The organism is Mycobacterium sp. NGS64 (assembly GCF_059812245.1).
This window is the reverse complement of the sequence record NZ_JCALCI010000002.1, coordinates 581,638-603,715: the sequence shown is the minus strand read 5'-3', so window position 1 is coordinate 603,715 and position 22,078 is coordinate 581,638. Positions and strand designations below refer to the sequence as shown.

23 protein-coding genes and 1 pseudogene are annotated in these 22,078 nt (G+C 67.9%); 9 read left to right on the top strand and 15 right to left on the bottom strand.

The features are described 5' to 3' along the window. Nucleotides 1–23: 23 nt before the first annotated feature. Nucleotides 24–2,369, top strand: coding sequence for an APC family permease (locus AC5Y4S_RS11180; RefSeq protein WP_500032641.1), 2,346 nt, complete (start codon nt 24–26; stop codon nt 2,367–2,369). Between the two features lie 69 nt (nt 2,370–2,438). Here AC5Y4S_RS11180 and AC5Y4S_RS11175 read toward each other — a convergent pair whose 3' ends face one another. The 4 genes from AC5Y4S_RS11175 to stf0 form a co-directional block, all read right to left on the bottom strand. Beyond that, nucleotides 2,439–3,083, bottom strand: a complete 645-nt coding sequence (locus AC5Y4S_RS11175; protein WP_500032640.1) for a GAP family protein — start codon at nt 3,081–3,083, stop codon at nt 2,439–2,441. 29 nt (nt 3,084–3,112) lie between these two features. Continuing rightward, nucleotides 3,113–4,240, bottom strand: coding sequence for a YeiH family protein (locus tag AC5Y4S_RS11170; protein ID WP_500032639.1), 1,128 nt, complete (start codon nt 4,238–4,240; stop codon nt 3,113–3,115). 4 nt (nt 4,241–4,244) lie between these two features. Then, nucleotides 4,245–4,382 carry a hypothetical protein gene (locus AC5Y4S_RS11165; RefSeq protein WP_500033330.1) on the bottom strand — a complete coding sequence of 46 codons (138 nt, stop codon included), beginning with the start codon at nt 4,380–4,382 and terminating at the stop codon, nt 4,245–4,247. 117 nt (nt 4,383–4,499) lie between these two features. Then, nucleotides 4,500–5,303 carry a trehalose 2-sulfotransferase gene (gene stf0, locus AC5Y4S_RS11160; protein WP_500032638.1) on the bottom strand — a complete coding sequence of 268 codons (804 nt, stop codon included), beginning with the start codon at nt 5,301–5,303 and terminating at the stop codon, nt 4,500–4,502. Between the two features lie 51 nt (nt 5,304–5,354). On the opposite strand from stf0, the gene AC5Y4S_RS11155 reads away from it, so the two are divergent. The 3 genes and pseudogenes from AC5Y4S_RS11155 to AC5Y4S_RS11145 all read left to right on the top strand — a co-directional run. After that, nucleotides 5,355–5,942, top strand: a complete 588-nt coding sequence (locus tag AC5Y4S_RS11155) for a hypothetical protein (protein WP_500032637.1) — start codon at nt 5,355–5,357, stop codon at nt 5,940–5,942. 130 nt (nt 5,943–6,072) lie between these two features. After that, complete coding sequence (locus AC5Y4S_RS11150; protein ID WP_500032636.1) at nt 6,073–6,387, top strand: hypothetical protein; 315 nt, start codon at nt 6,073–6,075, stop codon at nt 6,385–6,387. A gap of 678 nt (nt 6,388–7,065) precedes the next feature. Further along, nucleotides 7,066–7,173 (top strand): annotated as a pseudogene (locus AC5Y4S_RS11145) (SHOCT domain-containing protein); the annotation flags it as partial. 19 nt (nt 7,174–7,192) lie between these two features. Here AC5Y4S_RS11145 and AC5Y4S_RS11140 read toward each other — a convergent pair. Next, nucleotides 7,193–7,336: a hypothetical protein gene (locus AC5Y4S_RS11140; RefSeq protein WP_500032635.1), complete on the bottom strand. Its 144-nt coding sequence runs from the start codon at nt 7,334–7,336 to the stop codon at nt 7,193–7,195. Nucleotides 7,337–7,520: 184 nt separating this feature from the next. On the opposite strand from AC5Y4S_RS11140, the gene AC5Y4S_RS11135 reads away from it, so the two are divergent. Continuing rightward, a complete protein-coding gene (locus AC5Y4S_RS11135) occupies nt 7,521–8,837 on the top strand; it encodes an adenylate/guanylate cyclase domain-containing protein (protein ID WP_500032634.1) in 1,317 nt (438 codons plus the stop codon). A 55-nt stretch (nt 8,838–8,892) separates the two neighbouring features. Here AC5Y4S_RS11135 and AC5Y4S_RS11130 read toward each other — a convergent pair whose 3' ends face one another. Next, on the bottom strand, nt 8,893–10,473 hold the full coding sequence (locus tag AC5Y4S_RS11130; protein ID WP_500032633.1) for a PucR family transcriptional regulator: 1,581 nt from the start codon (nt 10,471–10,473) through the stop codon (nt 8,893–8,895). Between the two features lie 84 nt (nt 10,474–10,557). Here AC5Y4S_RS11130 and pruA point away from each other — a divergent pair, with 84 nt between their 5' ends. The 4 genes from pruA (at nt 10,558) to AC5Y4S_RS11110 (ending at nt 14,222) form a co-directional block, all read left to right on the top strand. After that, nucleotides 10,558–12,189, top strand: a complete 1,632-nt coding sequence (pruA, locus tag AC5Y4S_RS11125) for an L-glutamate gamma-semialdehyde dehydrogenase (RefSeq protein ID WP_500032632.1) — start codon at nt 10,558–10,560, stop codon at nt 12,187–12,189. Further along, nucleotides 12,189–13,148 carry a proline dehydrogenase family protein gene (locus tag AC5Y4S_RS11120; protein ID WP_500032631.1) on the top strand — a complete coding sequence of 320 codons (960 nt, stop codon included), beginning with the start codon at nt 12,189–12,191 and terminating at the stop codon, nt 13,146–13,148. Before pruA ends, AC5Y4S_RS11120 begins: the two co-directional genes overlap by 1 nt. Before the next feature lie 85 nt (nt 13,149–13,233). Then, nucleotides 13,234–13,443 carry a hypothetical protein gene (locus AC5Y4S_RS11115; protein WP_500032630.1) on the top strand — a complete coding sequence of 70 codons (210 nt, stop codon included), beginning with the start codon at nt 13,234–13,236 and terminating at the stop codon, nt 13,441–13,443. Nucleotides 13,444–13,475: 32 nt separating this feature from the next. After that, nucleotides 13,476–14,222, top strand: coding sequence for an MBL fold metallo-hydrolase (locus tag AC5Y4S_RS11110; protein ID WP_500032629.1), 747 nt, complete (start codon nt 13,476–13,478; stop codon nt 14,220–14,222). A 3-nt stretch (nt 14,223–14,225) separates the two neighbouring features. Here the strand turns inward: AC5Y4S_RS11110 and AC5Y4S_RS11105 are convergent, their stop codons facing one another. Genes AC5Y4S_RS11105 through AC5Y4S_RS11065 form a run of 9 tightly spaced genes read right to left on the bottom strand, consistent with a single transcriptional unit; the run spans nt 14,226 to nt 22,035 of the window. After that, entirely contained in the window at nt 14,226–14,831 is a 606-nt protein-coding gene (locus AC5Y4S_RS11105; protein ID WP_500032628.1) for a TetR/AcrR family transcriptional regulator, read from the bottom strand. Continuing rightward, on the bottom strand, nt 14,831–15,901 hold the full coding sequence (locus AC5Y4S_RS11100) for a zinc-binding dehydrogenase (protein WP_500032627.1): 1,071 nt from the start codon (nt 15,899–15,901) through the stop codon (nt 14,831–14,833). Before AC5Y4S_RS11100 ends, AC5Y4S_RS11105 begins: the two co-directional genes overlap by 1 nt. A 9-nt stretch (nt 15,902–15,910) precedes the next feature. Then, nucleotides 15,911–17,080 (bottom strand): lipid-transfer protein, encoded by a 1,170-nt coding sequence (locus AC5Y4S_RS11095; protein WP_500032626.1) that lies wholly within the window; start codon nt 17,078–17,080, stop codon nt 15,911–15,913. Continuing rightward, on the bottom strand, nt 17,077–17,529 hold the full coding sequence (locus AC5Y4S_RS11090; protein WP_500032625.1) for a MaoC family dehydratase: 453 nt from the start codon (nt 17,527–17,529) through the stop codon (nt 17,077–17,079). The genes AC5Y4S_RS11095 and AC5Y4S_RS11090 overlap by 4 nt, the downstream gene beginning before the upstream one ends. Then, nucleotides 17,526–18,641 carry an acyl-CoA dehydrogenase family protein gene (locus AC5Y4S_RS11085; RefSeq protein ID WP_500032624.1) on the bottom strand — a complete coding sequence of 372 codons (1,116 nt, stop codon included), beginning with the start codon at nt 18,639–18,641 and terminating at the stop codon, nt 17,526–17,528. The genes AC5Y4S_RS11090 and AC5Y4S_RS11085 overlap by 4 nt, the downstream gene beginning before the upstream one ends. A gap of 7 nt (nt 18,642–18,648) precedes the next feature. Then, nucleotides 18,649–19,059, bottom strand: a complete 411-nt coding sequence (locus AC5Y4S_RS11080) for a Zn-ribbon domain-containing OB-fold protein (RefSeq protein ID WP_500032623.1) — start codon at nt 19,057–19,059, stop codon at nt 18,649–18,651. After that, nucleotides 19,059–19,607, bottom strand: coding sequence for a MaoC family dehydratase (locus tag AC5Y4S_RS11075; RefSeq protein ID WP_500032622.1), 549 nt, complete (start codon nt 19,605–19,607; stop codon nt 19,059–19,061). Before AC5Y4S_RS11075 ends, AC5Y4S_RS11080 begins: the two co-directional genes overlap by 1 nt. Continuing rightward, nucleotides 19,604–20,812 carry an acyl-CoA dehydrogenase family protein gene (locus AC5Y4S_RS11070; RefSeq protein ID WP_500032621.1) on the bottom strand — a complete coding sequence of 403 codons (1,209 nt, stop codon included), beginning with the start codon at nt 20,810–20,812 and terminating at the stop codon, nt 19,604–19,606. The genes AC5Y4S_RS11075 and AC5Y4S_RS11070 overlap by 4 nt, the downstream gene beginning before the upstream one ends. Next, complete coding sequence (locus tag AC5Y4S_RS11065; RefSeq protein ID WP_500032620.1) at nt 20,812–22,035, bottom strand: cytochrome P450; 1,224 nt, start codon at nt 22,033–22,035, stop codon at nt 20,812–20,814. Before AC5Y4S_RS11065 ends, AC5Y4S_RS11070 begins: the two co-directional genes overlap by 1 nt. Nucleotides 22,036–22,078: the final 43 nt, after the last annotated feature.

Sequence of the window (22,078 nt, the reverse complement as noted above, 5' to 3'; positions counted from 1 at the left end):
GCGCGGACCGGCCGGGCGGCAGAATGCAGGTCGTGACAACTTCGACGAGCAAGGTCCCGATCCCGACGTCGGTCGGGGACATCGCCAAGCGCGTGTTTCTCGGGAAGCCGCTGATCACCGAGAGTCTGTCCACGGAGAAGTTGTCCAACGGGATTGCGCTCGGCGCGCTTTCCCCGGATGCGATCTCGTCCACCGCCTACGGCACCGAACAGATCCTGATCGAGCTGCTGCCCAACGCCGGGCTGGCGGCCTTCGCCTTGCTGCTGCCGATCAACGCCGCGATTTTGGTGATCCTGGTGTTGGTGGCCGCGTCGTACCGGCAGGTCGTCATGGCCTACACGCGGGCGGGCGGTTCCTATATCGTGGCGCGCGAGAATTTCGGACCCAAGGTGGCGCAGGTCGCCGCCGCGGCGCTGTTGATCGACTATGTGGTCACCGTGGCGGTGCAGGCGGCGGCGGGGACGGTCGCGGTGGCGTCGGCCATACCGGCGCTGGGCCCCTACAGCCTGGCGATCACCGTCGGCGTGGTGCTGGTCATCTGCTATTTGAACCTGCGCGGATTGCGGGAGGCCGGCGTGCAATTCGCGGCCCCGACATACCTGTTCGTCAGCATGATCACGCTGACGATCGTGGTCGGCGTCATCCGCGAAATATTCTGGGGTTTACCGACTTACGACGCCCAGCACATCGCGGGGGCGGTGCCGGTTCATCAGGGGGACGGGCTGGTGATGGGCGCGACGGTGCTGGTATTGCTGCGCGCGTTCGCCAACGGCGGTTCGTCGCTGACGGGGGTCGAGGCGATCTCCAACACGGTCAACGTCTTCCGTAAACCGCAGGGACGCAACGCCCGCCGGGTGCTCACCATCATGGCGTGCATACTCGGATTCTTGCTGGCCGGCGTCGCCTACCTGACGTTCGTCACCCACGCAACGCCGTTCGAGGCCGGATATCCGTCGGTGCTGTCGCAGGTTGCCCGCGCGGTTTTCGGCAAAGGCACGATTGGCAACGTCCTCTACATCATGGTCCAGGCGTCGACCGCGGCCATCCTGTTCACCGGCGCCAACACCAGTTTCAACGGGTTCCCCGCCCTGGCGAGCTTCGTCGCCGAAGACCGCTTCCTGCCGCGCCAGCTGATGAAACGCGGCCACCGGCTGGTGTTTTCGAACGGCATCATCGCGCTCACCGGACTGTCGGTCGTGCTGCTGCTGGCGACGGGCGGGTCGGTCACGGCGCTCGTCCCGTTCTACGCGATCGGCGTGTTCACCGGCTTCTCGATGGCCGGCTATGGGATGACCAAACACCATCTCACCCAACGGGAACCGGGGTGGCGGCGCCGGCTCGCGATCAACCTGTCCTCGGCCATCCTGTCGACCATCGTGGTGGGCATCTTCGCGGTGGCGAAGTTCACCGAGGGCGCGTGGCTGGTGGTCGTGGTCTTTCCGGTGCTGGTGTTCGTGCTGATGCGGCTGAACCGGGAGTACCGCGCCGAGGCGGCCATCCTCGAGATGTTCCGCACCGACCGCCCCGAATTGGTCAAGTATGCCCGGCACAAGGTGTTCGTGTTCGTGAACTCCCTCGACCTCGCGGTCATCGAGGCGCTGCGCTATGGCAGGGGGCTGCGCGCCGACGAATTGGTCGCGGTGCACTTCATGGTGGACGACGCCCACGCGAAGGCGTTGCGAAAGCGTTGGGACGACTTCGATCTCGACACCCCGCTGCGGGTGGTCGACTGCCCGGACCGCCGGGTCACGCGCGCCGCGCAGGTGCTGGTCGCCAAGGCGCGCGACGAACACCGGAACACCAACGTCACCGTGCTGCTGCCGCGCCGGACCTATGCCCCGCTGTTGGGGCGCCTGCTGCACGACCGCACCGCCGACAAGGTGGCCCGGGCGGTCAGCCTGATCCCGGACGCCGCGGCGACGATCGTTCCCTACGACGTCGACTCCCGCATCAAGGAGGCCTACCCCGACGGGTTCGAGCAACGAATCTCCCGCGAGCTCGATAAGATCGAGGCGTGGGTCTCGAGGGACGAGGAACAGGAAGTCGAAGCCTACGAACACCCCGATCGGTCGGCGTCGGTGATCACCGTCGGGGGCTTGATTCCGGGGCAGCGCGCCACCTTTGAGGGGCGGGTCAACGAAGTCGAGGACGTCAACGAACGCAGGCACACCGTCCGGCGCGTCGTCGTCGGCGACAACAGCGGCGAGATCTGCGTGACATTCCGGCACGGGCGCGGCGGCGCCGACATCCAGCCCGGTCAGCTGCTGCGGATCACCGGCAAGCCCCGGCAGAGCGGCACCCAACCGATGGCGATGGTCGACCCCGCGTATCACATCATCGAGGACCCCGCGAAGGCAGCCGGGTCGTGAAACGACTGGCGGCTCTGCTGGTTTCGGCCGAGACGTACGCGTTGCGCCGGGCCGACGCGTTGGCGGCCGTCACAATCCCGTGAGCCCGACCGCCAGCAGGATGCACCCGACGGCGGCCAGCAGGGCGGTGACCTCGATGCGGCGGCGCGACCGGATCCAGGTGTGCAGCGCCGCCATCGAGTCGCGGGTCGCTTGGGGCGCCAACAGGTAGACCACCAGAGGAATCTCCACCAGGGCGAAGGCCACGGCGTTGAACATCAGCAGCGCGCCGACCTGCGTGGCGGCCGCCGCACCCGACGCGAGGATGACGGCCAGCGCGGCCAGATAGTCGACCGACGGCAGCGCGATTCCGAGGCCGGCCGCGCCCGCCACCCACAGCGATCGCCCGGTCACCAGCCGCTGCGCGCGCGTCGCCACCGTTTCCGGAACGGTGACCCTGTTGCGGGTCAGGACCACGGCGCCCGCGGCCAACAGCGCCAGCACGCCGATGCAGATCTGCACCCTCGGCAGCGTGAGGTATGTCGACCACAGCAGCCTGCGCCGCAAGACGAACAGCACGACCAGGCCCACGCTCATGCCCATCGCGAAGCCGCCGCAGAGGAACGCCAACAGCTGCAGGATCGGCCGGGGCCGGTTCAACATCAGCACCGTCATGCCGACCCGGAAGGGTTCGAGGCTGACGGCGACGGCCATCACCAAAATGGTGATCCACATTGCGGGCCAGGTTACCGCCCGGGTATCCGCTAGGCCGTTACGCCCCAATGCAAGACGCGGGAGGTGAGCAGGACGATGCCGAGCGACACCGTCGCGACGACGGTGAGCCCGATGACCGCGACGACCAGCGGGCGCCACCCGGTGCGGGCGATCTGCCGGATGTCGGTGTTGAGCCCGACCCCGGCGAACGTGAGCAGGAAGGCCCATTTCGACACGTTGGCCAGGTTGGCGGTTTGCCCCTTGGTCAGCCAGTGCGCGGTGGCGATTGCCGAGACGGCCAAGAAACCCAGCACGAACTTCGGGAACTTCTTCCAGACGAACACGGCCTTGGCCTTGAAGCCGGGGGCGATCTCGTCGGCCTGCCCGCGCGCGGCCCAATACAGCGCGAAGCCCAGGACGACGAATCCGATCAGCGCGTTGCGGGTCGACTTGACCAGCACGGCGATTTTGCCGGCGTGGTCGGAGAACAGATAACCCGTGGCGGTGGTCTCGGCGGTGTTGTCCACCGCCAGCCCCGCCCAGATGCCGAATTCGCGATCGGTCAGGCCGATCGAATGTCCCAGCGGCGGCAGCACGAACAGCGCCACCGCGCCCAGCGCCAGGATCGCCGCGATCGCGTAGCCGACGTCGGAGTTGCGGGCCCGGATCGCGCCCTTGGCGGCGATGATCGCCGACACCCCGCAAATCGAGGTGCCGATCGCCAGCAGGGAGCCGAGCTTTCCGGACAACCCGAATGCGCGGGCGGCGACGATGATGATGGTCCCCGCGACCGCCATGTCGACCAGGATCTGGAGCAGGCTCAGCCCGCCCAGCTTGGCGATGTCGCCGAGCACGAACCGGGCCCCCAGCACGACGATGCCGACCTTGAGCCAGAACTCGTAGGTCTGCACGCCGGGGCGAAATATCCGATGAAGACCGACGGTGTTGGTGATCAGCAGGCCAATCACGATGGCCCACAACACGTATTCGATGTCGGGGACGCGCCAGTGTTCGTGCTTGGCCAGCGCGTTCCACCAGATCTGCGCGTACTTGCCGAGCAGGCCCACGCCGATGAGCAGCAGGATGCCCGGCACGTAATCCAGCGGTCGCCGGCTGGTGAAGGCGGGCTCGTCGAGCGCGTCTTCGTATTCTGGGGATTGGACCTGGGTGGTGCTCACGCGATCACCACGGAATCTTCGGCAGCACGTTGGCCACCGCCAACGCGGTGATCACGCCGGCGAGCAAGGTCGCCCACCAGTCCACCGACACCGAGCCGAGCCGCTCGCGCCAACCGAGCGGCTTCGCATCCTGTTCACTCACGATGACATCGTTGTCCGGCCGGCGCCGGCGACCAAGCGATTGGCTCGCGCTGAATTTAGCTCGACGGCCCGGTCGAAACCGGCGGCGGCGCAAGGGCTGTGCCCGCGTTTTTCGCTGTCATGTCGGTAGCCCGTCTCGCTCGGCATCCGCGCGGTAGCGCTCCACCCACTCGTCGGAGCGTTGGTCGGCTTGGCGCTCGAGCACCGGCTGCGGCGCCAGTCGCGGGTCGAGGCCCAGTTCCTCGAGGATGGTTCCCACCACCTGAGTCAGGTTGCGCCACAACACCGGATATGGAACTTCGATGCGGTTGACGTCTTCCTCGACGAACCAGGTCCGCCAGCCCTCCTCCTGAGCACGCAACATGCGGACTACGTGCGCGATCGCCCCGGCGTGGTAGACGGCGCGCGCGTCGCGCGCCGGATCGGGCCTGCCCCGCCACACCCGCGTCTGCACCGCGCGCCAGAACGACACGGCTTGGGAGATCACGTCGGGTCGGTGCACGTGGATGAGCAGCGGTTCTTCGCCGATGACATCGCGGATCGCGGCCCGCAGGCCGTCGCCCGACCGCTCGGGGAGGTCTTTGGCGCGGCTCAACAGCAGCGGTGTCTGGTTCCACATCAGCTTGCCGCCCCACACGCCGTTCGGGGTTCGCCCGACGGTGCGGATGTAGTCGCGCCAGACCTCGGCCGGCGCGAGGTCCGGCTTACCCTCGTCGAGCGGATCGAGCAGGCTCAGGATCGATGCGTCGTCCACATCGGCGAACCACTCCCGCGGTTGCGGGGCCTGGCTGGTGGTTTGCAGGTATTGGAAGAACTCCTGCGGCTCGCCGGCGACGCCGGTCGCGCGCAGCGATTCGACCAGCAGCGTGCTGCCGCTGCGCTGGGAAGCCAGCACCAAATATGACGACGGCTTTTCTGTCACCAAAGAAGCCTATCCGGATCGAAACCCGCTGCAAGACATGGAATTGTCTTCATGGTGAAGATAACTATTGTGGCGCGGCGGGCGGTGCCGGATGCGATGATTACCGGCGTGGAAAACTTGCCTTTCGGCCTGTTCATGCCGCGCCCGATCATCGCGGGAAAGGAGCACCGAATGAACACGATCTCCGCGGCGGTTGCCGTCGCCGCCCCAGCCCTATTGCTTTTCGGCGCGGCGAGCGCGCACGCCGACGACAATTACCAGCAGTTCGCGTCCGCGTCGGGAAACATTCGATGCATTCTCAACGGCGAGGACGCTCCGCTGCCGATTGCCACATGCCAGATCGGCGACCACACCTACCCGGTCCCGCCGGGCGTGGGCCGGGACAAGAATGGGGGGCCGTGTCCGCCCGGATCGGATCTGGGTCGCGATTTTCGGCTCGACCAGGGCCAGGCTCCCTACGTCACGTGCACGTACTCGGCGCTCGGTTCGGGGGCGGGGTCGTGGCCGGCGCTCGCCTTGGGCCAGTCGAGATCACTCGGTGCGATCACGTGCAGCAGCCAGCCCGACGGGGTGACGTGCACCGACGCCGGGACCGGGCATTTTTTCCGGGTGTCCCGCGAGTCGTATCAATTGGGCTGACGGAGTTATTCGACGCCTGTCTTTTAATGTAATAATTGTCGGTCGCGACAAATAGATTTCGAAATTCGGCGCGTTTATTTCGTTTAATTTCTGGGGCGCCCGGGTAAAACTCGACATGTCCCCTAAGAAATTGCACACACGCCAATTCTGTGGCACCGGCCGGAGCGCCACCCGGGCCATCACCACCGTCGCGGCCGTCGGCCTGGCCGCCTGGTTCGGCACCGGCATCGCACACGCCGACACCAACCGCGAGCGGGAAGCGTGTGCGCTGATGGACGATCACGCCGACGCGATGATCCAGGGGTATTCCTCGTATGCGGGGCAGTACGCCTTCGTGGTGCTGTCCAAGGAGATGCCGCCACTGGATGCGGCGCACGTCCTCAAGGCCGCCACCATTGACGTCTGCCCCAACCATGCGGGCGATCTGCCGGTCGACTGGCAATAGGAATTCCAAGCGAACAATCCCGCCGCGCAATGGGATCGCTTAGCTTCTCCCCTCGCAGCGCGGGTCGATGCTAGCTGGTGCGGCGGACATCTCCTCAGTCATCGAAAACCTTCATCCTGAGGGTTGACCCAACCATGCTCTGTATACGCGCCATCACCAGTTGACGCTCGCGGATCGCCGGCCGGCGAAATTGTTTTCCACACGGGCGTGGCATCGGCGAGTGACGGCGACGCCCTACCGCTGCGGCTTGCCGGGTGGGACCATTTCCTCATGGACCGGTACGGCCCTGAGAAACGCATCGGCGAGTTGGACCGCCAGTTGGCCGAGCAGGCCGCAGAGGTGATGCGAGCATTCGGCCCAGAAGGACCAAAGTGGCCCACGCTCGGCCTCCTCAGCCCCGACGCCGGTGGGGGCATCAATCAAAGCCTGCTCTCCTCCTGGTGTTTTCATAATCCCGCGCTTCCCCCGTTTGTGAGCGTGTTGGAGGTTGTGCAGGTCTTGGAGCGTGCCGGACTGGTCTGCCAAACATGGATTGACCATGGTGGAACCCGCCACTGGAGCGCCACGCAGTTGGGCTTGGCGGCCCTGACCGAAGGGAAGGACGTCGTCCTGCAGCGCATTTCGGAACAGCTTGGGATCGCGCCGGGAATGAGCCCACCCGCTGCCACGTCGCCACGGCGGTCGATCGCCCAGCGCCTGCAAGAGCTGGAAACACTGCGCGCCACGGGGGTGATCTCGGAGGCCGAGTACGCCGCGAAGCGCGAGCAGATCATCAACGAGATATGAAGCGCTCGCCGGTCAATCCCTAGAAGGGCGGGGGCTTGTTGCGTTCGGCGACGCGGTCGGCGTTGAGGGCGCGTTCGGCGTCGATGCGGCGGTTGCGGTCTTGCTCGCGGGTGCGACGGCGGGTGGGCATCATGATGCCGTCGCCCAGCGGTGGGAATGCCATTGGGGCAGTGGGTAATTCGCCGGTCGGCAGACACAGCGGCGGAAACAGCAGCCGACTGCGGGGATAGGTTTTGTATTTGCGTCCGCTCGGCGAAGTCCACACCACGGTTCCGTCGACGAGTTGGCGATTAGCCCAGCGGCCTGACTTCGGGTAATCGACGCGTTCCTCGGCTTAGACTTCGGCAATGTTCTCGGAGACGCGCTACGCGATGAACGGGGACCTCCGCGTCGCCTATCGCACATCGCGTGAAGGCCCACGCGACATCGTGTTAGTCCCGTCCTGGTTGAACTGCTGCGAGGTCCTTCCCGAGATGCCGTCGGCTCAAGGCTGGTATGAGGCGATGGCCTCGCTAGGTCGCCTGATTTTCTTTGACCACCCGGGAAGCGGGCTGTCCGATCCTGTCACGCCCGGCGCTATGCCCACCTTGGAGCAATGGGCGGATAGCATCACCGCGGTGTTGGACGATCTCGGCAGCAACGAGGCGGTAATCCTGTGTTTGGCTTTTAGCGCGTTTGCCCCCGGGGCACTGTTCGCGGCAACACATCCTTCGCGCACGACCGCGTTGATTGTTTTGGAAGGCTACGCGGATACAACAACTGTCGAACGCGCCCGCGAGTCCGTCGCTGAGATGGCATCCCTCTGGGGCACAGGCAATCTTGAGCACTTTTTGAATCCGGATATGCCATGGAACGAGGAGGTCCGGGCATCTTGGGCTCGGTTCGAACGCTTCTCCGGGAGCCCCGCGATGGTTAAGACGATGTTGCCGTTGCTCACGGACTTGAATGTGCGAGCGGTTCTTCCGACGATCCGGGTGCCGACCCTCGTCATGCAGCACACCGACCACGTATTGCACGCCACGTGGGGGCACACTCGCAAGTACATCGCCGATCACATCGCAGGCGCGAAATACGTCGAACTGCCGGGTAGCAACATGTACCACTATGTCGAACCGTGGCGCGACTCGTTTCAGGTGATCGCCGAGTTCGTCACCGGGGACCAGGCAGAGGTAGCTGACGATCGGATACTTGCCACGGTTTTGTTCACCGATATCGTGGACTCGACGCGCCGGGCGGCGGAGATCGGTGACCGTGATTGGCGCGCGTTGCTTGATGCCCACGATGCCATCGTGCGGTCCCAACTTGCCCGCTTTCGGGGCCGGGAGGTGAATACGTCGGGCGACGGCTTCCTCGCGACGTTCGACGGCCCACAGCGAGCCATCCGCTGCGCCATGGCCATTCGCGATGCGGTGCAATCGCTCGGCATCCAGGTACGCGCCGGGCTCCACACCGGCGAGTGCGAAGTCCGAGGCGATGACATCGGCGGTATCGCCGTGCACCTCGGTGCGCGGGTCAGCGCCCTGGCAGGGCCGAACGAGGTGCTGGTCTCCAGTACGGTGCGCGACCTGGTGATCGGGTCGGGTCTGGACTTCGTGGAGCGCGGCGCGCATGAACTCAAGGGTGTGCCGGGTGAGTGGCGTCTGTTCGCCGTCGCTTCCTCTTAGCGGCGGCCCCCTGGGGGAGAAGCCCAATTGTGGACAGACTGCCAACCGTGGGTAACTACGCCGGGCGTTCGGTCACCCGCAGCCCCAGCGAAAACAGCAGCCGCGCTTCGGGATCGGAAAGCGAGGTGCCGAGCAGCTTCTCGATCCGCCGCACCCGGTAGCGGACGGTGTTGGGATGCACCCGCAGCGCGGACGCGGCCGCGCCGACGTCGCCGAAACTGTCCAGGTAGGCCCGCAGCGTCTCGGCCAGCACCGGATCCTGCTCCCGCAGGTCGCGGATTCGGGGATCGACCAGGCGCTTGTCGGCGCCGACCAACGTGACGATCTCGTCGAGCAGGACGGTGGTCCGCGCCTCGGCCAGCGTCGTCACCTGTCCCAGAACCGGGTGTCGCTCGGCGCTGTCGAGCACGCGGTCCACCTCCGAGCGCGCCGCGGCGACCCCGGTCAGGGCGGCGACCGGCGCGGCGATGGCCGCCCGCAGCTCGACGCCGAGTTCGGTGCGCAGCGCGCCGATCGTGCCGCGCACCCACGAGGTGACCGACCGGGTGGGCGCGGTCTGCGGCAGCAGCACATAGATGCGCGAGCCGCGCGCGGCGACCTGAGCGTCGCGGCGAAAAGCGCTGGCGCTCAACGCCAGGACATCGGCCAGCCGCGGATGCCGGGCCTGGGTGTCCCAGCCGATGAGCGCGGCGGCGCCGTCGGCGGCGAGGTCGAGTTCGCGGGCGATCGCGGGCACGTCGGCGGGCTCGTCGTCGGTGAGGCCGAGGAGTTGCTGCACCCGTCGCGCGTGGGTCGACGGCCGCGCGGCCAGCCGGGCCATGATCCGGGCGGCCAAAACCGCTGCCCCGCGCAACATCTCGTCGGCGTCATCGGCCAGCGGCTGCGAGCCCTGCTGCACCCAGATGGCGCCGGCGAACGTCGGCGGCCGGCGCGCACCGGCCGGTGGCTGATGGATCCCGATGGCCAGCCGCGGGCGCAGGCCCAACTCCGGGCGCTCGGCGACGCGCACCACGTCGCCGCTGGACCGCAAGGCGTCGAAGATCCCCCACTGGCCGATCCACTCCAGATGCTCGGGCGGGCCGGCGCGCCCGAGGATGGACAGGCGGCGCAGCTCGTCGGCCTCGTCGTTGGAGGCCGAATAGGCGAGCACGTGCGACTGGGCGTTTTCGATGGAGACCATGCCGTGGATGCGGTCGGCCAGCGACTGCGCCAAGCCGAACAGGTCGGTGCCCGAGTCGTCGACCGGGTCGCCGCGGTCGCCGTGGTGTTCCAGGACGTGGTTGACCAATTGGTAGAGCCGTTCCCAGCGCGCCCGCGGTTCGACGGCCACGACCGCCGACCCAGCCGCGACCGCCTTCGCCACCAGGGCGGGCGCCGGTTCCTTGGCGAAGATGGCGATCGGCGCGCGCGCTTGTTGGTCGAGCCATCGCAGCGCCTCGTCGTCGCGGACCCCGAGCAGGAAGAAGACGTCGGCCGAGCCGGCCGCCGCCGCCAGGCCCAGCCGCACGTCGTCGGAATCGATCAGCGCCGCCGATCCCACCGGCAGGTCGAGCCCGCGGGGGGCGTCCACCAGGCTGACCAGCGTCGCGTCCAGCGCGAGCAGCAGCTGGCCCAGGCCGACCCGCGTCGTTTGCATGTTGTCCGATTTTACTACCCAATGGACCATTTCCTGTCCAATCGGCTAACAGGACCGTGCCCCGCGCGGGGGACCCTTAGCGGCATGGACGCGATCACCCAGGTTCCGCTGCCGGCCAACGAGCCGGTCCACGACTACGCCCCGAAATCCCCCGAACGCGTGCGCCTGCTCACCGAGCTCAGCGCGCTCGCCGACAACCCGATCGACCTGCCGCACGTCATCGCCGGCAACCACCGGATGGGCGACGGCGAGCGGATCGACGTCGTCCAGCCGCACCGGCACGCCGCGACGCTGGGCACCCTGACCAACGCCGGGCACGCCGACGCGACGGCCGCCATCGAGGCCGCGATGGCCGCCAAGGACGCCTGGGCGGCGATGCCCTTCGACGAGCGGGCGGCGGTGTTCCTGCGGGCCGCCGACCTGCTGGCCGGGCCGTGGCGGGAAAAGATCGCGGCCGCGACGATGCTCGGCCAGTCCAAGTCCGCCTACCAGGCCGAGATCGACTCGCCGTGCGAACAGGTCGACTTCTGGCGGTTCAACGTGGCGTTCGCCCGGCAGATCCTGGCGCAGCAGCCGATCAGCGGACCCGGCGAGTGGAACCGCAGCGAATACCGCCCGTTGGACGGCTTCGTCTACGCGATCACGCCGTTCAACTTCACCTCGATCGCCGGCAACCTGCCGACCGCGCCCGCGCTGATGGGCAACACCGTCGTCTGGAAGCCGTCCATCACCCAGACGCTGTCGGCGTATCTGACCATGCAATTGCTGGAGGCCGCGGGCCTGCCGCCCGGCGTGATCAACCTGGTGACCGGCGACGGGTTCGCGGTTTCCGACGTGGCCCTGGACGATCCGCGGCTGGCCGGCATCCACTTCACCGGGTCGACGGCAACCTTCCAACAGCTGTGGCAGCGGGTGGGCGCGAACATCGGCCGCTACCGCAGCTATCCGAGGCTGGTCGGGGAGACGGGCGGCAAGGACTTCGTCGTCGCGCACGCCTCGGCGCGCCCAGATGTGTTGTGCACGGCACTGATTCGCGGGGCCTTCGACTACCAGGGGCAGAAATGCTCGGCGGCGTCGCGGGCGTTCGTCGCACATTCGGTGTGGCAGCGCATGGGCGACGACTTCCTGGGCAAGACGGCCGCGCTGCGCTACGGCGACATCACCGACCTGACCAATTACGGCGGCGCCCTGATCGACCGGCGCGCCTTCATCAAGAACGTCGACGCCATCGAGCGGGCGAAGGGCGCACCCGGGATGACCATCGCGGTGGGCGGCGAATACGACGACGCCGTCGGCTATTTCGTGCGGCCGACCGTGCTGCTGTCCGACGACCCGACCGACGAGTCGTTCGCGACCGAGTACTTCGGCCCGCTGCTGTCGGTGCACGTCTATCCCGACGACCAGTACGAACGAATCCTCGACGTCATCGACACCGGTTCGCGGTACGCGTTGACCGGCGCGGTCATCGCCGACGACCGGGCCGCGGTGCTGGCCGCGCAGGAGCGGCTGCGGTTCGCCGCCGGGAACTTCTATGTCAACGACAAGCCGACCGGGGCGGTGGTCGGGCGCCAGCCGTTCGGCGGCTCGCGCGGCTCGGGCACCAACGACAAGGCCGGATCGGTGCTGAACCTGTTGCGCTGGACGTCGGCCCGCACCATCAAGGAGACGTTCGTCCCGGCCACCGACCACACCTATCCGCACATGGCGGCCGACTGATGGGCGGGCTGTTCGCCCGCACCGTGCGCCCGGCCATCATGGCGGCCCGGCGGCGCGAGGGGTTGCGCCGGGCCGCCGAGCGGTTGCCGGTCACCCGCCGGGTGGTGCGCCGGTTCGTGCCGGGGGAGACGATCGAGTCCGCGCTCAATAGCGTTGCTGGGCTTCGTGATTCGGGCCGCTGGGTCAGCGTCGACTACCTCGGCGAGGACGTCACCGATGTCGACGACGCCGATGCGGCGACGCAGACCTACCTGGATTTGATCGAGGCGCTGGGCCGGTCCGGCGAGTTGGGTGACGACGGCGGCCGGCCGCTGGAAGTGTCGCTGAAACTGTCGGCGCTGGGCCAGTCGCTGGAGCGCGACGGCGAGAAGATCGCGCGGGAGAACGCCTGGTCCATCTGCTCGGCCGCGCAGCGTGCGGGCGTCTGGGTGACGGTGGACGCCGAGGACCACACCACGACCGATTCGACGCTGACGATCGTGCGCGACTTGCGCGTCGATTTCCCTTGGCTGGGCACGGTTTTGCAGGCCTACCTGCGGCGCACGCTGGGCGACTGCGAGGAATTCGCCGCGTCCGGGGCCCGGATCCGCTTGTGCAAGGGCGCCTACGACGAGCCGGCGTCGGTGGCCTACCGGGACGACGCCGACGTCGCCGACTCGTACCTGCGGTGCCTTCGGGTGCTGATGGCGGGGTCGGGCTATCCGATGGTTGCGACGCACGATCCGGCCATCATTTCCGTGGTGCCCGCCATGGCAGCCGAATCCGGGCGCGGCGCCGGGGATCTCGAATACCAGATGCTGTACGGCATCCGCGACGGCGAGCAGCGACGGTTGGCCGACGCGGGCAACCGCGTGCGGGTGTACGTGCCGTTCGGCACCCAGTGGTACGGATACTTCCTGCGGCGGCTCGCCGAGCGGCCGGCCAACCTGACGTTCTTCCTGCGGGCGCTGACTCATTGAGTGCACTGAGGGCGTTGGGCGTGAACGCAAGGTGAAAAGATCGCGTCCGCGCCGCCCTTGGAGCACACGCAGATAGATTCGGGCCATGCGTATGAAGCAGCTGTTGGCCGGTTTCACCGTCGCCGCGGCGCTGGTGGTGGGCGCATCCGCCGTCGGCGCCGGCGCGGCGTACGCCGACCCGCCGCCACCGCCCGGGCAACCCTCGGGTCCGCCGCCCACGCCCCCGTCGTCGCCCGAGGCGCCGCCGTGGTCCCCGCCCTTGGACTTTCCGATTCCGGTGCCGGGCGCGGGCTAGTAATCGGCTGCGCCGGGCGTAGCCTCTCGGGCATGAGCCTGGTTATCGACGAGATGCCCGACCTCGGCATCACGCGGGTGTCGCGCTGGATCTTCAACTGCTATGTGCTGAACGGCGACGACGGCGTGGTGGTCGTCGACGCCGGGCTACCGCGGGTCGCCCGCGACCTGGCGCCCGTCGTGGGTCGGTTTGGCGGAACCCTGCACGCCGTCGTGGCAACGCACGGGCACAGCGATCACGTCGCGGGCGCGTCAACACTCGCCGCCCGCTACGGCGCGCCAATCTGGTTGCCCGACAAGACGCTTACCTATCTCGACGGGGTGAAGCCGCGAACGCCGACGCCCGCGAAAGCGGCAACCATCTGGCCCACCATGATCGACCAGCCGTTCGATCGAATCGGCGTCGCGGGACTCTTCGGCGGCGCCCGGGTGGCGGGGTACGGCACCCCGCTCGGTATGCGCTGGAGGGGGCCGTCCCCCGCCGGTGGGCTCGCCGACGGCCGGCCGCTGCCCGGCGCGGCGGAGTGGACCGTGATCAGCGCAAGCGGTCACACCGACGACAGCGTCGCGCTGTGGAACCCGAGGACCCGGACGCTGCTGTCCGGCGATGCCGTGCTCACCGTTGGCGGCAAGGCCTGGCACACACCGGAAATCGTCGACGCGTCAACCGCCGCCGCTACCCGCGAGCGCCTCGAAGAGCTACCCGTCGCGCACCTGCTGCCCGGCCACGGCCGACCCGTCCACCACGCCGAAACCGTTTGGCCACAACAGCGCCGCTGAGTGCTAACCGCGGCGGGGTCGCGGGCGATCGCTGCCGAAGCCCCGCACCACATGGGCGCGCACAAACTCCGCCGCCACCTCGGGGTCGTCCGTGTCCAGGGTCGACGACGGGGTGCTAAAGAGCGAGAAGAGTATCCGGGCGAACCATTCGCCGGCCGCCTCGATGTCGAGGTCTTTGCGGACCTCGCCGGTGAGCCGCGCCGCGGCGAGATACGGCGCGAAGAAGTCGACGCACTCGCGCAGCAGCACGGCGGCGTCCTTGGTGAGCAGCAGGCTGACCGCGTCCTCGTCGAAATATTTCTCGGAGGCGATGACCCGCCTCGCCTGGGTCACGAAAACCGCTGCGCGGCTGAGCTTATCCTCGAGCGAGCTACCCTGAGCCATCGCCCTGGACATCTCGCGGTAGAACCGCTCGGAGGCGTGTTCGGCACACGCCTCGATGATTTCGGCCTTGTCGCTGAAGTACTCGTAGATGGTGCTGCGCGACACGCCGGCCGTCCGGGCGATGTCGACGATCGTCGCCTTCTGCAGCCCCTGCCTGCCAAAACAAACGAATGCGGACTCGACGATGAGTTCCCGCGTGTCGGTGGTTTGCGCCGCTTGTGACATCACGGCACCAACGCTCCCCTCGGCACCAGCCCGGCATCGGCCGCGGCGAACGCCTCGTTGACGTCGTCCAGCCGGAACGGCTTGGGCATCAGCCGATCGAACGGAAAATCGGTGTGCCGCAGGAAGGATAAGCCGATCGCCAGCGTGACCGGGTCGTAGAGCATCACGCCGCGCACCGACTTGTTGCCGTAGACGAGGGCGCTGGGGTCGAGCTCGAAGGTGCGCCCCATCCCGACGTTGCCGACCTCGAGCAGGGTGCCACCGTTGTTTAAGAAGCCGATTCCGTCGGGGATGACGCCCGGCACACCCACGACCTCGAGCACCCAGTCGGCGCCGATGCCGTCGGTGTGTGCACGGACAAGCTCGGTCACCTCGTAGGAAGAGATGTCGCTGGCATCGATGCAATGGGTCGCGCCGAAATCCGATGCGACGTCGAGGCGTTCGGCGATCTTGTCGATGACGATGATGGCCGCCGCGCCGGCGGTCCTGGCCACGGCGGCGGCGTTGATGCCCAGCCCGCCCGCGCCCTGGATGACGACGGTGTCGCCCAGCCGCACGTCGCGCAGCGCGAACAGCACTTGCGCCAGAGCGCAATTGAGTGGCGTGACGGCCTCGTCGGCGAGTTCCTCGGGCACCTTGTACAACGGCTGCCGCCGGCTGGTGTAGTAGTACTCACCGTGCGCGGCCACGAAGTGCGGCGCCTGCTCGTGGGTGCGGTATTCGCCGGCCATCAGGTTCTGGCACGCGTGGGACCTGCCGCGTGCGCAAGCGTGGCACTCCCCGCAGGTCCAGAAGTACGGTGTGACGACGCGGTCGCCGACGGTGAGCGGCTTGCCGGTCGCGTCGGTCGTCATCCCCTCGCCGAGTTCGACTATCTCGCCGACCATTTCGTGACCCAGGGCAAACGGGCACGGCAACGGCAGTTCGCCGCGGAAGATGTGCAGGTCGGATCCGCAGATCCCCGCCATCCGCAGCCGCAGCGCCGCGGTCCCCGGCGCGGGCGCGGTGAGTGGGAATTCGGCCAGCTCGATCGGCCCCCCGGGTGCGGTCAATACCGCGAGCTTGGGCATGTGTTCCCCCTAATCGGCGGGTGAGAGGATCAGGCCGCTGGTGGGCACGCCGGTTCCCGACGTGACCAGCACGTGCTCGACGTTCTCGACCTGGTTGTGGGACGTGCCGCGCACCTGCCGCACGCCCTCGGTGATGCCGTTCATGCCGTGGATGTAGGCCTCGCCCAGCAGCCCGCCGTTGGTGTTGATCGGAAATTCCCCGCCCAGGGAGAGCCGCTCGACCGTCGCGAAGTCCTTCGCCTCTCCCCGCCCGCAGAAGCCGAGCTCCTCGAGCTGCGTGAACACGAACGGGGTGAAATGGTCGTAGATGAAGGCGGTTTGGATGTCTTGGGGCTTGAGGCCCGAATCGCGCCACAGCTGGTTGGCGACCACCCCCATCTCCGGAAGCCCGGTGATGTCGTCTCGGTAATAGCTGGTCATCATCTCCCCGTTGGCGGCCGCGCCCTGGGCGGCCGCGGTGATCACCGCCGGCGGCTGTCGAAGGTCGCGGGCGCGTTCGGCGCTCGTCACCACCAGAGCGACCCCGCCGTCGCTCTCCTGGCAGCAATCCAGCAGCCGCAGCACGGGTTCGACGATCCAGCGCGAGTTCTGGTGGTCCTCCAGGGTGATCGGGCGCTGGTAGAACCACGCGTCGGGGTTCTTGGCCGCGTGCGCCCGGTCGACGACGGCGATGCGGCCGAAATCCTCGTTGGTCACCCCGTACGTCGACATGTAGCGCTGAGCGTGCATCGCGACCCAGGCTGCGGGGGTGAGCAATCCGAACGGCGCGTAATGCGCCATGAAGAGCGGCGTCGCGCTCATGTCGCGCCCGCTGCCGCCGAAGCGGAAGCCGGACCGCTCGTTGAAGGCGCGCCAGCACACCACCACGTCGGCGACGCCGGTCGCGACGGCCATCGCCGCATGCACGACCGTGCCGGCCGCCGCGCCGCCGCCGTGATGTACGCGGGAGAAGAAGCTCAGGTCGCCGATACCGACATTGCGGGCGATGTCGATCTCGTCGCTGGAGTCCATGGTGAAGGTGACCATGCCGTCGACGTCCGCGGGCGCCAGGCCGGCGTCGTCGAGCGCGGCACTGACCGCCTCGCAAGCCAATTGGAGCTCGCTGCGCCCGGATTCCTTCGAGAACTCGGTCTGGCCGATGCCGACGATGGCGCAACTCCCGGGCAGCAAGCGGGTCATGAGGCGCCCCCGTCGAGCAGGCTGAGGACGGCGGTGCCGGAGACGTGATCGCCAAGGCTGTTGGAGCCCTTGAACGTCACCTCGACGAAGTTCTCACCGTCCGAACCTTCCGTCTTCGACGTCACGCTGCCGATGAAGCGCAGCGGATCGTCGGGAAAGCACGGCACGCCAAGGCGGATCGAGAGGTTCTTCACCATCGCCTCCGGACCGGCCCAATCGGTGAGGAAGCGCACGCAATAGCCGTTGGTGGTCAGAATGTTCATGAACAGGTTCGGCGATCCCTGCTTGTTGGCGTAGTCGCGGTCGTGGTGCACCGGCATGAAATCCCGCGACGCGATGGCGCCGGCGACGATCATCGTTGTGGTGATCGGGATTTCGAGCGGGGTCACCTCGTCGCCGACGCTGATGTCGGCCCACTTGAGGGTCGTGCGGCTGTTGGTGGCTGTCATCGGTTTCCTTCCGAATAGGTGCTGCCGATACTGGCCAGCTGCGCAGTGGCGGGACCGAGGGCGAGCTCGTTGTGCTTGGCCCACAAAAAGTAGCGATGCAGGGGATAGGTGACGTCGATCCCGATGCCGCCGTGCACCTGTTGGGCGGTGGCGGCGACGCGGGCGCCGGCCTCGGCGGCCCAGAACTTCGCGATGCGAGCCGCCCGGCGCGCCTCTTCGGGGGGACGTCCCCGCGCGACGAGCCACGCCGCGTGCCAGGTGGTCCATCGGATCGCCTCGACGTCGATGAAGGCGTCGGCCATCCGCTGTTGCACCGCCTGGAAGCTGCCGATCGGCCGGCCGAACTGTTCACGGCCGCTGGTGTAGTCGGCCGCGATGCGCAGGGCGCGCTCGGCGACGCCGAGCTGAATCGCGCACAGGCCCACGAGCGCCCGCGTGTGCAACGAGTCGACGGGGCCGTCCAGCCGGTCGCCGGCGGAAACCGTTGCACCATCGAGGAATACGTCCGCGTGCGGTTCGCGGTTGGTGGTCGCAAGCGGGCGGATCTCGACGCCGCGGGCGTCGGTGGGCAGCAGGAACAGCCCGACGCCGTCGTCGTCGGTGCAGGCGGGGATCAGGACGGTGTCGGCCAGCTGCGCCGCCGGCACCAGCTCTTTGGCGCCGTCGAGTCGCCAATTCGATCCGTCGCGAAGGGCTTTGGTGGACGGCCTCGTTGGATCGGAGCGGCCGGGCTCTTGCAGGCCCGCGCTCAGGATGCGGGTTCCGGCGACGACGCCGGGCAGGAACCGCCGCTGTTGTTCAGGGGTTCCGTGCCGGGCGATCGAGTCGGCGCCGAGCACGAGCGTCGCATAGGCGGGCACCGGTGCGACGCTGAAGCCCACCTCGGCCAGGAGCACCCCGAGCTCCACGAAGCCGCCGCCGCTACCGCCGACCGCCTCGGGCAGCCCGGTGCCCAACAGGTCCGCGCTCGCGAGTTCCCCCCATAGCGCGGCGTCGTAACGGGTCTCGCCGGCCTCCACCTCGGTCAGCCGTTCGGGGGTGGCCCGGCGCTCGAAGATCTCCCGCGCGAGTTTGGCGATCGTCTCCTGCTCTTCGGTGAACGTGAAATCCATCGCGCACCTACTGCCGAGGCCGGAACTGGTGCAGCACCAGGTCTTCCGATCCAGGACCGTCGAAGTCCTGGTAGTACACCTCGACCGGCATGCCGACCGTGACGTCGGCGGGGTCGATGCCGCACAGGTTCGACACCAGCCGCACCCCCTCGTCGAGCTGCACCAGCACCACGATGTAGGGATAGTCGAAGAACGGGAACCGCGGTTCGTGCGGCATCACGTAGCTGTAGACGGTGCCGCGGCCCGAGGACTCGACCGCCTCCCAGTCCAGCGACCGGCAGTGGGGACACATGGGGCGGGGCGGGTGGCGCAGCGTCCCGCATCCGCCGCAGCGCTGGATCAGCAGCTTGTGCTCGCGGAGGCCATTCCAGAAGAACTCGGTGTCCGGGCTGATCGCCGGCGCCAGCCGGGGGGCCATCAGCGGGCCGGCCTGAATCGCAGCACCCGGAATCGCTGTCGTCCCAGCACTTCACCGTCCTGATCCGTGTAGGTGATCAACCAGGTCAAGAAGAACCCGGTGCCGAGCGCGGTCTTCTTCTCGTCGGAGACTTCCTCGAACACCGACGTCGCGCTGATGACGTCACCCAGCCGCGGGTAGCGTTCGATCTCGAACTCCGAGTTGGTGGCCACCGTGCTGGTGTATCCGGCTTCGTCCAGGAATGCCGTTGGGTTGCTGAGGATTTCGACGGGGGAGCCGCCCCGGTCACCGATGCCCTCCAGTTTCGGCGACGGCATCGTCCAGGTTTGCAGCATCACCGGCGGCGACACGATGCCGCCGAACCGCGACGACGCCGCGAACTCCGGGTCGAGGTAGACGGGGTTCATGTCGTCGAGCGCGTGGGCCCAGTGCCGGATCATCGGCTGGTTGACCGGATCCGGTGCCACCGAGGGCTTTCCGGTCCCGCCGGTGGGCTGGCCCACGAGCGCCCGCAGCTTCGTAAGCACCTCGGCATCTTGGTCGGTCATGATCCTCCTGTTTGCTGGGGGCGAAGGTCGCGGGGTGCCCTCGGCATCCCCAACCCGGCCATGGCGATGATGTCACGCTGAATCTCGTTGGCGCCACCGCCGAACGTATTGATGACCGCCCATCGGTACGCGGTTTCCAGGGCGCCCCGCAGCGGCGCGTCGTCGCCGCGGCGCACCCCGTTGCCGTCGAGCACCTCCAGCAGCTGGCGGGCGACCTGCTGGGTGAGCTCGGTGCCGAAAACCTTGGCCGCCGAAGCTTGTCCCATATCCAGGCCCGTGCTCGCCCCGCCTTTCGTCATCGCCGCGTTCACCCGCGTGTTGACGAGCTTGTACGCGGCGACCTGCGCCTCGACCCTGGCCAGCGCGAGCCGCACCCAGGGCTGGTCGATGACGCGGCCACCGTCGAGTTCGGTGCTGGTCGCCCAATCCAGGGTCTTCTCGAACAGCGGCTCCAGCGCGCCGAGGTTGCCCAGCGCGGCGCGCTCGAAGTTCAACTGGGTGGTGATCAGCTGCCAGCCCTGGTTTTCCCCGGCCACGATGGCGCTGGCCGGGACCCGGACGTCGTCGTAAAACGTGTAGAAGGTGGAGATGCCCGGCATCGTGTGCAGCGGCTGCCAGGAGAAGCCGGGCGACGAGGTGGGCACGATGAAGATCGAGATGCCCTTGTGCTTCTTGACGTTCGGGCCGGTGCGGGCGGCCAGCCAGACGTAGTCGGCGTAGGCGGCGCCGCTGGTGAACATTTTCTGGCCGTTGATGACGTAGTCCGAACCGTCGCGCACGGCGGTGGTGCGCAGCGACGCCAGGTCGCTGCCGGCCCCCGGCTCGGAGTAGCCGATCGCGAACTCCACGCTGCCGTCGAGGATGGCAGGCAGGAATTTGCGCTTCTGTTCCTCGGTGCCGCACTGCATCAGGGTGGGGCCGACCGTGTTGAGCGTCACCAGCGGGATCGGCGCGTTGACCCGCTGCGCCTCCTGGGCGAAGATGAACTGCTCGATCGCCGAGAAGCCCTGTCCGCCATACTCTTTGGGCCAGCCGACACCGAGCAGGTTGGCCGCGGCCAGAGCGCGTACGCATTCGCGCACCTCGGGACCGCCCTCCATCCGCTCGCTGAGCGCCATCGTGCGTTCGGGCGTCATCACCCGCTCCAGCGCGGCGCGGATCTCGGCGCGCAGCTGCTGTTGCTCGGGCGTGTAGTCGAGCTCCATCACTCGGCCGTCCCGAGCCGCACGGGCATCCGCTTCACGCCGGGCACCATGGTGGCGCGCATCCGGTCCACCTCGCCGACGAGTTCCAGCCGGGGGAAGCGCCGCAGCAGCTCGTCGAACATCACCGACGCCTCCAGGCGGGCCAATTGCGCACCAACGCAAGAGTGTTCACCACACCCGAACGCGATGTGCGGATTCGGGTGGCGGGTCACCTTGAACTCCTCCGAGTCGGCGCCGAAGATGTCCTCGTCGCGGTTGGCCGACCCGTACAGCATCACCACCGTGTCGCCTTCGGCGATCCGCTGTCCCCGGATCTCGACGTCGGCCGTCGCGGTGCGGGCCATGTGCACCACCGGGCTGTTCCAGCGCAGCATCTCCTCGACGGCGCCCGGGATCAGCGAGCGGTCCTCGACCAGCAGCCGGCACTGGTCGGGATGGGCGATCAGCGCGCACGTGCCCAAAGCGATGAGATTACGGGTGGTTTCGTTGCCAGCGACCAACAGCAGGAAGGCGAAGTTGAGCAGGTCCTCGTCGGTGAGCCGGACCCCGTCGATCTCCGCGCCCGCCAGGACCGACAGCAGGTCGTCGCGCGCGTCGACGCGCCGCTGGGCGATCAGCTTCTGGAAGTACTCGAAAAGCTGGCCCATGGCCACCAAGGGATCGAGTTCGATCTCCGGGTCGGCCGTGCCGGTGGCGGCGTCCGACCAGGCCCGGAATTGCTCCCAGTCGTCGGGCGGGGCGCCGATGAGCTCGGCGATCATCCGGGTGGGCAGCGGCGCGGCGATCTCTTCGGCGAACTCGTGGACGGAATCGGGCTGTAGGTCGTCGAGGATGCCCCGCACGATCTCGCGGATCTTCGGCTCGAGGACGGCCACCCGCCGCCGGGTGAAGCCGGAGTTGATCAGCTTGCGCATCTGCCGGTGCCGCGGCGGGTCGGTGAAGATCAGGCTGCCGGGCTGGACCGGGCTCGGCTGTGCGGGATCGGGGATCGTGACGCCCTCGGTGGAGCTGAACAGCGCCGGGTTGCTCGACACGAAGCGGATGTCCTCGTACTTCAGCAGCGCCCAGAAGTTCGTGACGTCGTTCCAGCACACCGGCGACGACGCGCGCAGCTCCCGGTACGCCGGGTACGGATCGCCCGCGTAGAAGTCGGGGGAGTGCAACAGAGAAGCGGGAACAGTGGTCCGCACGGCGGGCCTCCCTCGACAGGCGATCCGACACATCACACCAATGTGTCTTGCGACGTTGTGTCTACTCGGTCCGGCC

What these genes read in the sequence shown, in the direction of transcription:
- AC5Y4S_RS11180 (WP_500032641.1), top strand. Translation starts at nt 24, where the DNA reads ATGCAGGTCGTGACAACTTCGACGAGCAAGGTCCCGATCCCGACGTCG.
- AC5Y4S_RS11175 (WP_500032640.1), bottom strand. Translation starts at nt 3,083, where the DNA reads ATGTGGATCACCATTTTGGTGATGGCCGTCGCCGTCAGCCTCGAACCC.
- AC5Y4S_RS11155 (WP_500032637.1), top strand. Translation starts at nt 5,355, where the DNA reads ATGGTGAAGATAACTATTGTGGCGCGGCGGGCGGTGCCGGATGCGATG.
- AC5Y4S_RS11140 (WP_500032635.1), bottom strand. Translation starts at nt 7,336, where the DNA reads ATGGCATTCCCACCGCTGGGCGACGGCATCATGATGCCCACCCGCCGT.
- AC5Y4S_RS11135 (WP_500032634.1), top strand. Translation starts at nt 7,521, where the DNA reads ATGTTCTCGGAGACGCGCTACGCGATGAACGGGGACCTCCGCGTCGCC.
- AC5Y4S_RS11130 (WP_500032633.1), bottom strand. Translation starts at nt 10,473, where the DNA reads ATGCAAACGACGCGGGTCGGCCTGGGCCAGCTGCTGCTCGCGCTGGAC.
- pruA (WP_500032632.1), top strand. Translation starts at nt 10,558, where the DNA reads ATGGACGCGATCACCCAGGTTCCGCTGCCGGCCAACGAGCCGGTCCAC.
- AC5Y4S_RS11120 (WP_500032631.1), top strand. Translation starts at nt 12,189, where the DNA reads ATGGGCGGGCTGTTCGCCCGCACCGTGCGCCCGGCCATCATGGCGGCC.
- AC5Y4S_RS11115 (WP_500032630.1), top strand. Translation starts at nt 13,234, where the DNA reads ATGCGTATGAAGCAGCTGTTGGCCGGTTTCACCGTCGCCGCGGCGCTG.
- AC5Y4S_RS11110 (WP_500032629.1), top strand. Translation starts at nt 13,476, where the DNA reads ATGAGCCTGGTTATCGACGAGATGCCCGACCTCGGCATCACGCGGGTG.
- AC5Y4S_RS11105 (WP_500032628.1), bottom strand. Translation starts at nt 14,831, where the DNA reads ATGTCACAAGCGGCGCAAACCACCGACACGCGGGAACTCATCGTCGAG.
- AC5Y4S_RS11100 (WP_500032627.1), bottom strand. Translation starts at nt 15,901, where the DNA reads ATGCCCAAGCTCGCGGTATTGACCGCACCCGGGGGGCCGATCGAGCTG.
- AC5Y4S_RS11095 (WP_500032626.1), bottom strand. Translation starts at nt 17,080, where the DNA reads ATGACCCGCTTGCTGCCCGGGAGTTGCGCCATCGTCGGCATCGGCCAG.
- AC5Y4S_RS11090 (WP_500032625.1), bottom strand. Translation starts at nt 17,529, where the DNA reads ATGACAGCCACCAACAGCCGCACGACCCTCAAGTGGGCCGACATCAGC.
- AC5Y4S_RS11085 (WP_500032624.1), bottom strand. Translation starts at nt 18,641, where the DNA reads ATGGATTTCACGTTCACCGAAGAGCAGGAGACGATCGCCAAACTCGCG.
- AC5Y4S_RS11080 (WP_500032623.1), bottom strand. Translation starts at nt 19,059, where the DNA reads ATGGCCCCCCGGCTGGCGCCGGCGATCAGCCCGGACACCGAGTTCTTC.
- AC5Y4S_RS11075 (WP_500032622.1), bottom strand. Translation starts at nt 19,607, where the DNA reads ATGACCGACCAAGATGCCGAGGTGCTTACGAAGCTGCGGGCGCTCGTG.
- AC5Y4S_RS11070 (WP_500032621.1), bottom strand. Translation starts at nt 20,812, where the DNA reads ATGGAGCTCGACTACACGCCCGAGCAACAGCAGCTGCGCGCCGAGATC.
- AC5Y4S_RS11065 (WP_500032620.1), bottom strand. Translation starts at nt 22,035, where the DNA reads ATGTGTCGGATCGCCTGTCGAGGGAGGCCCGCCGTGCGGACCACTGTT.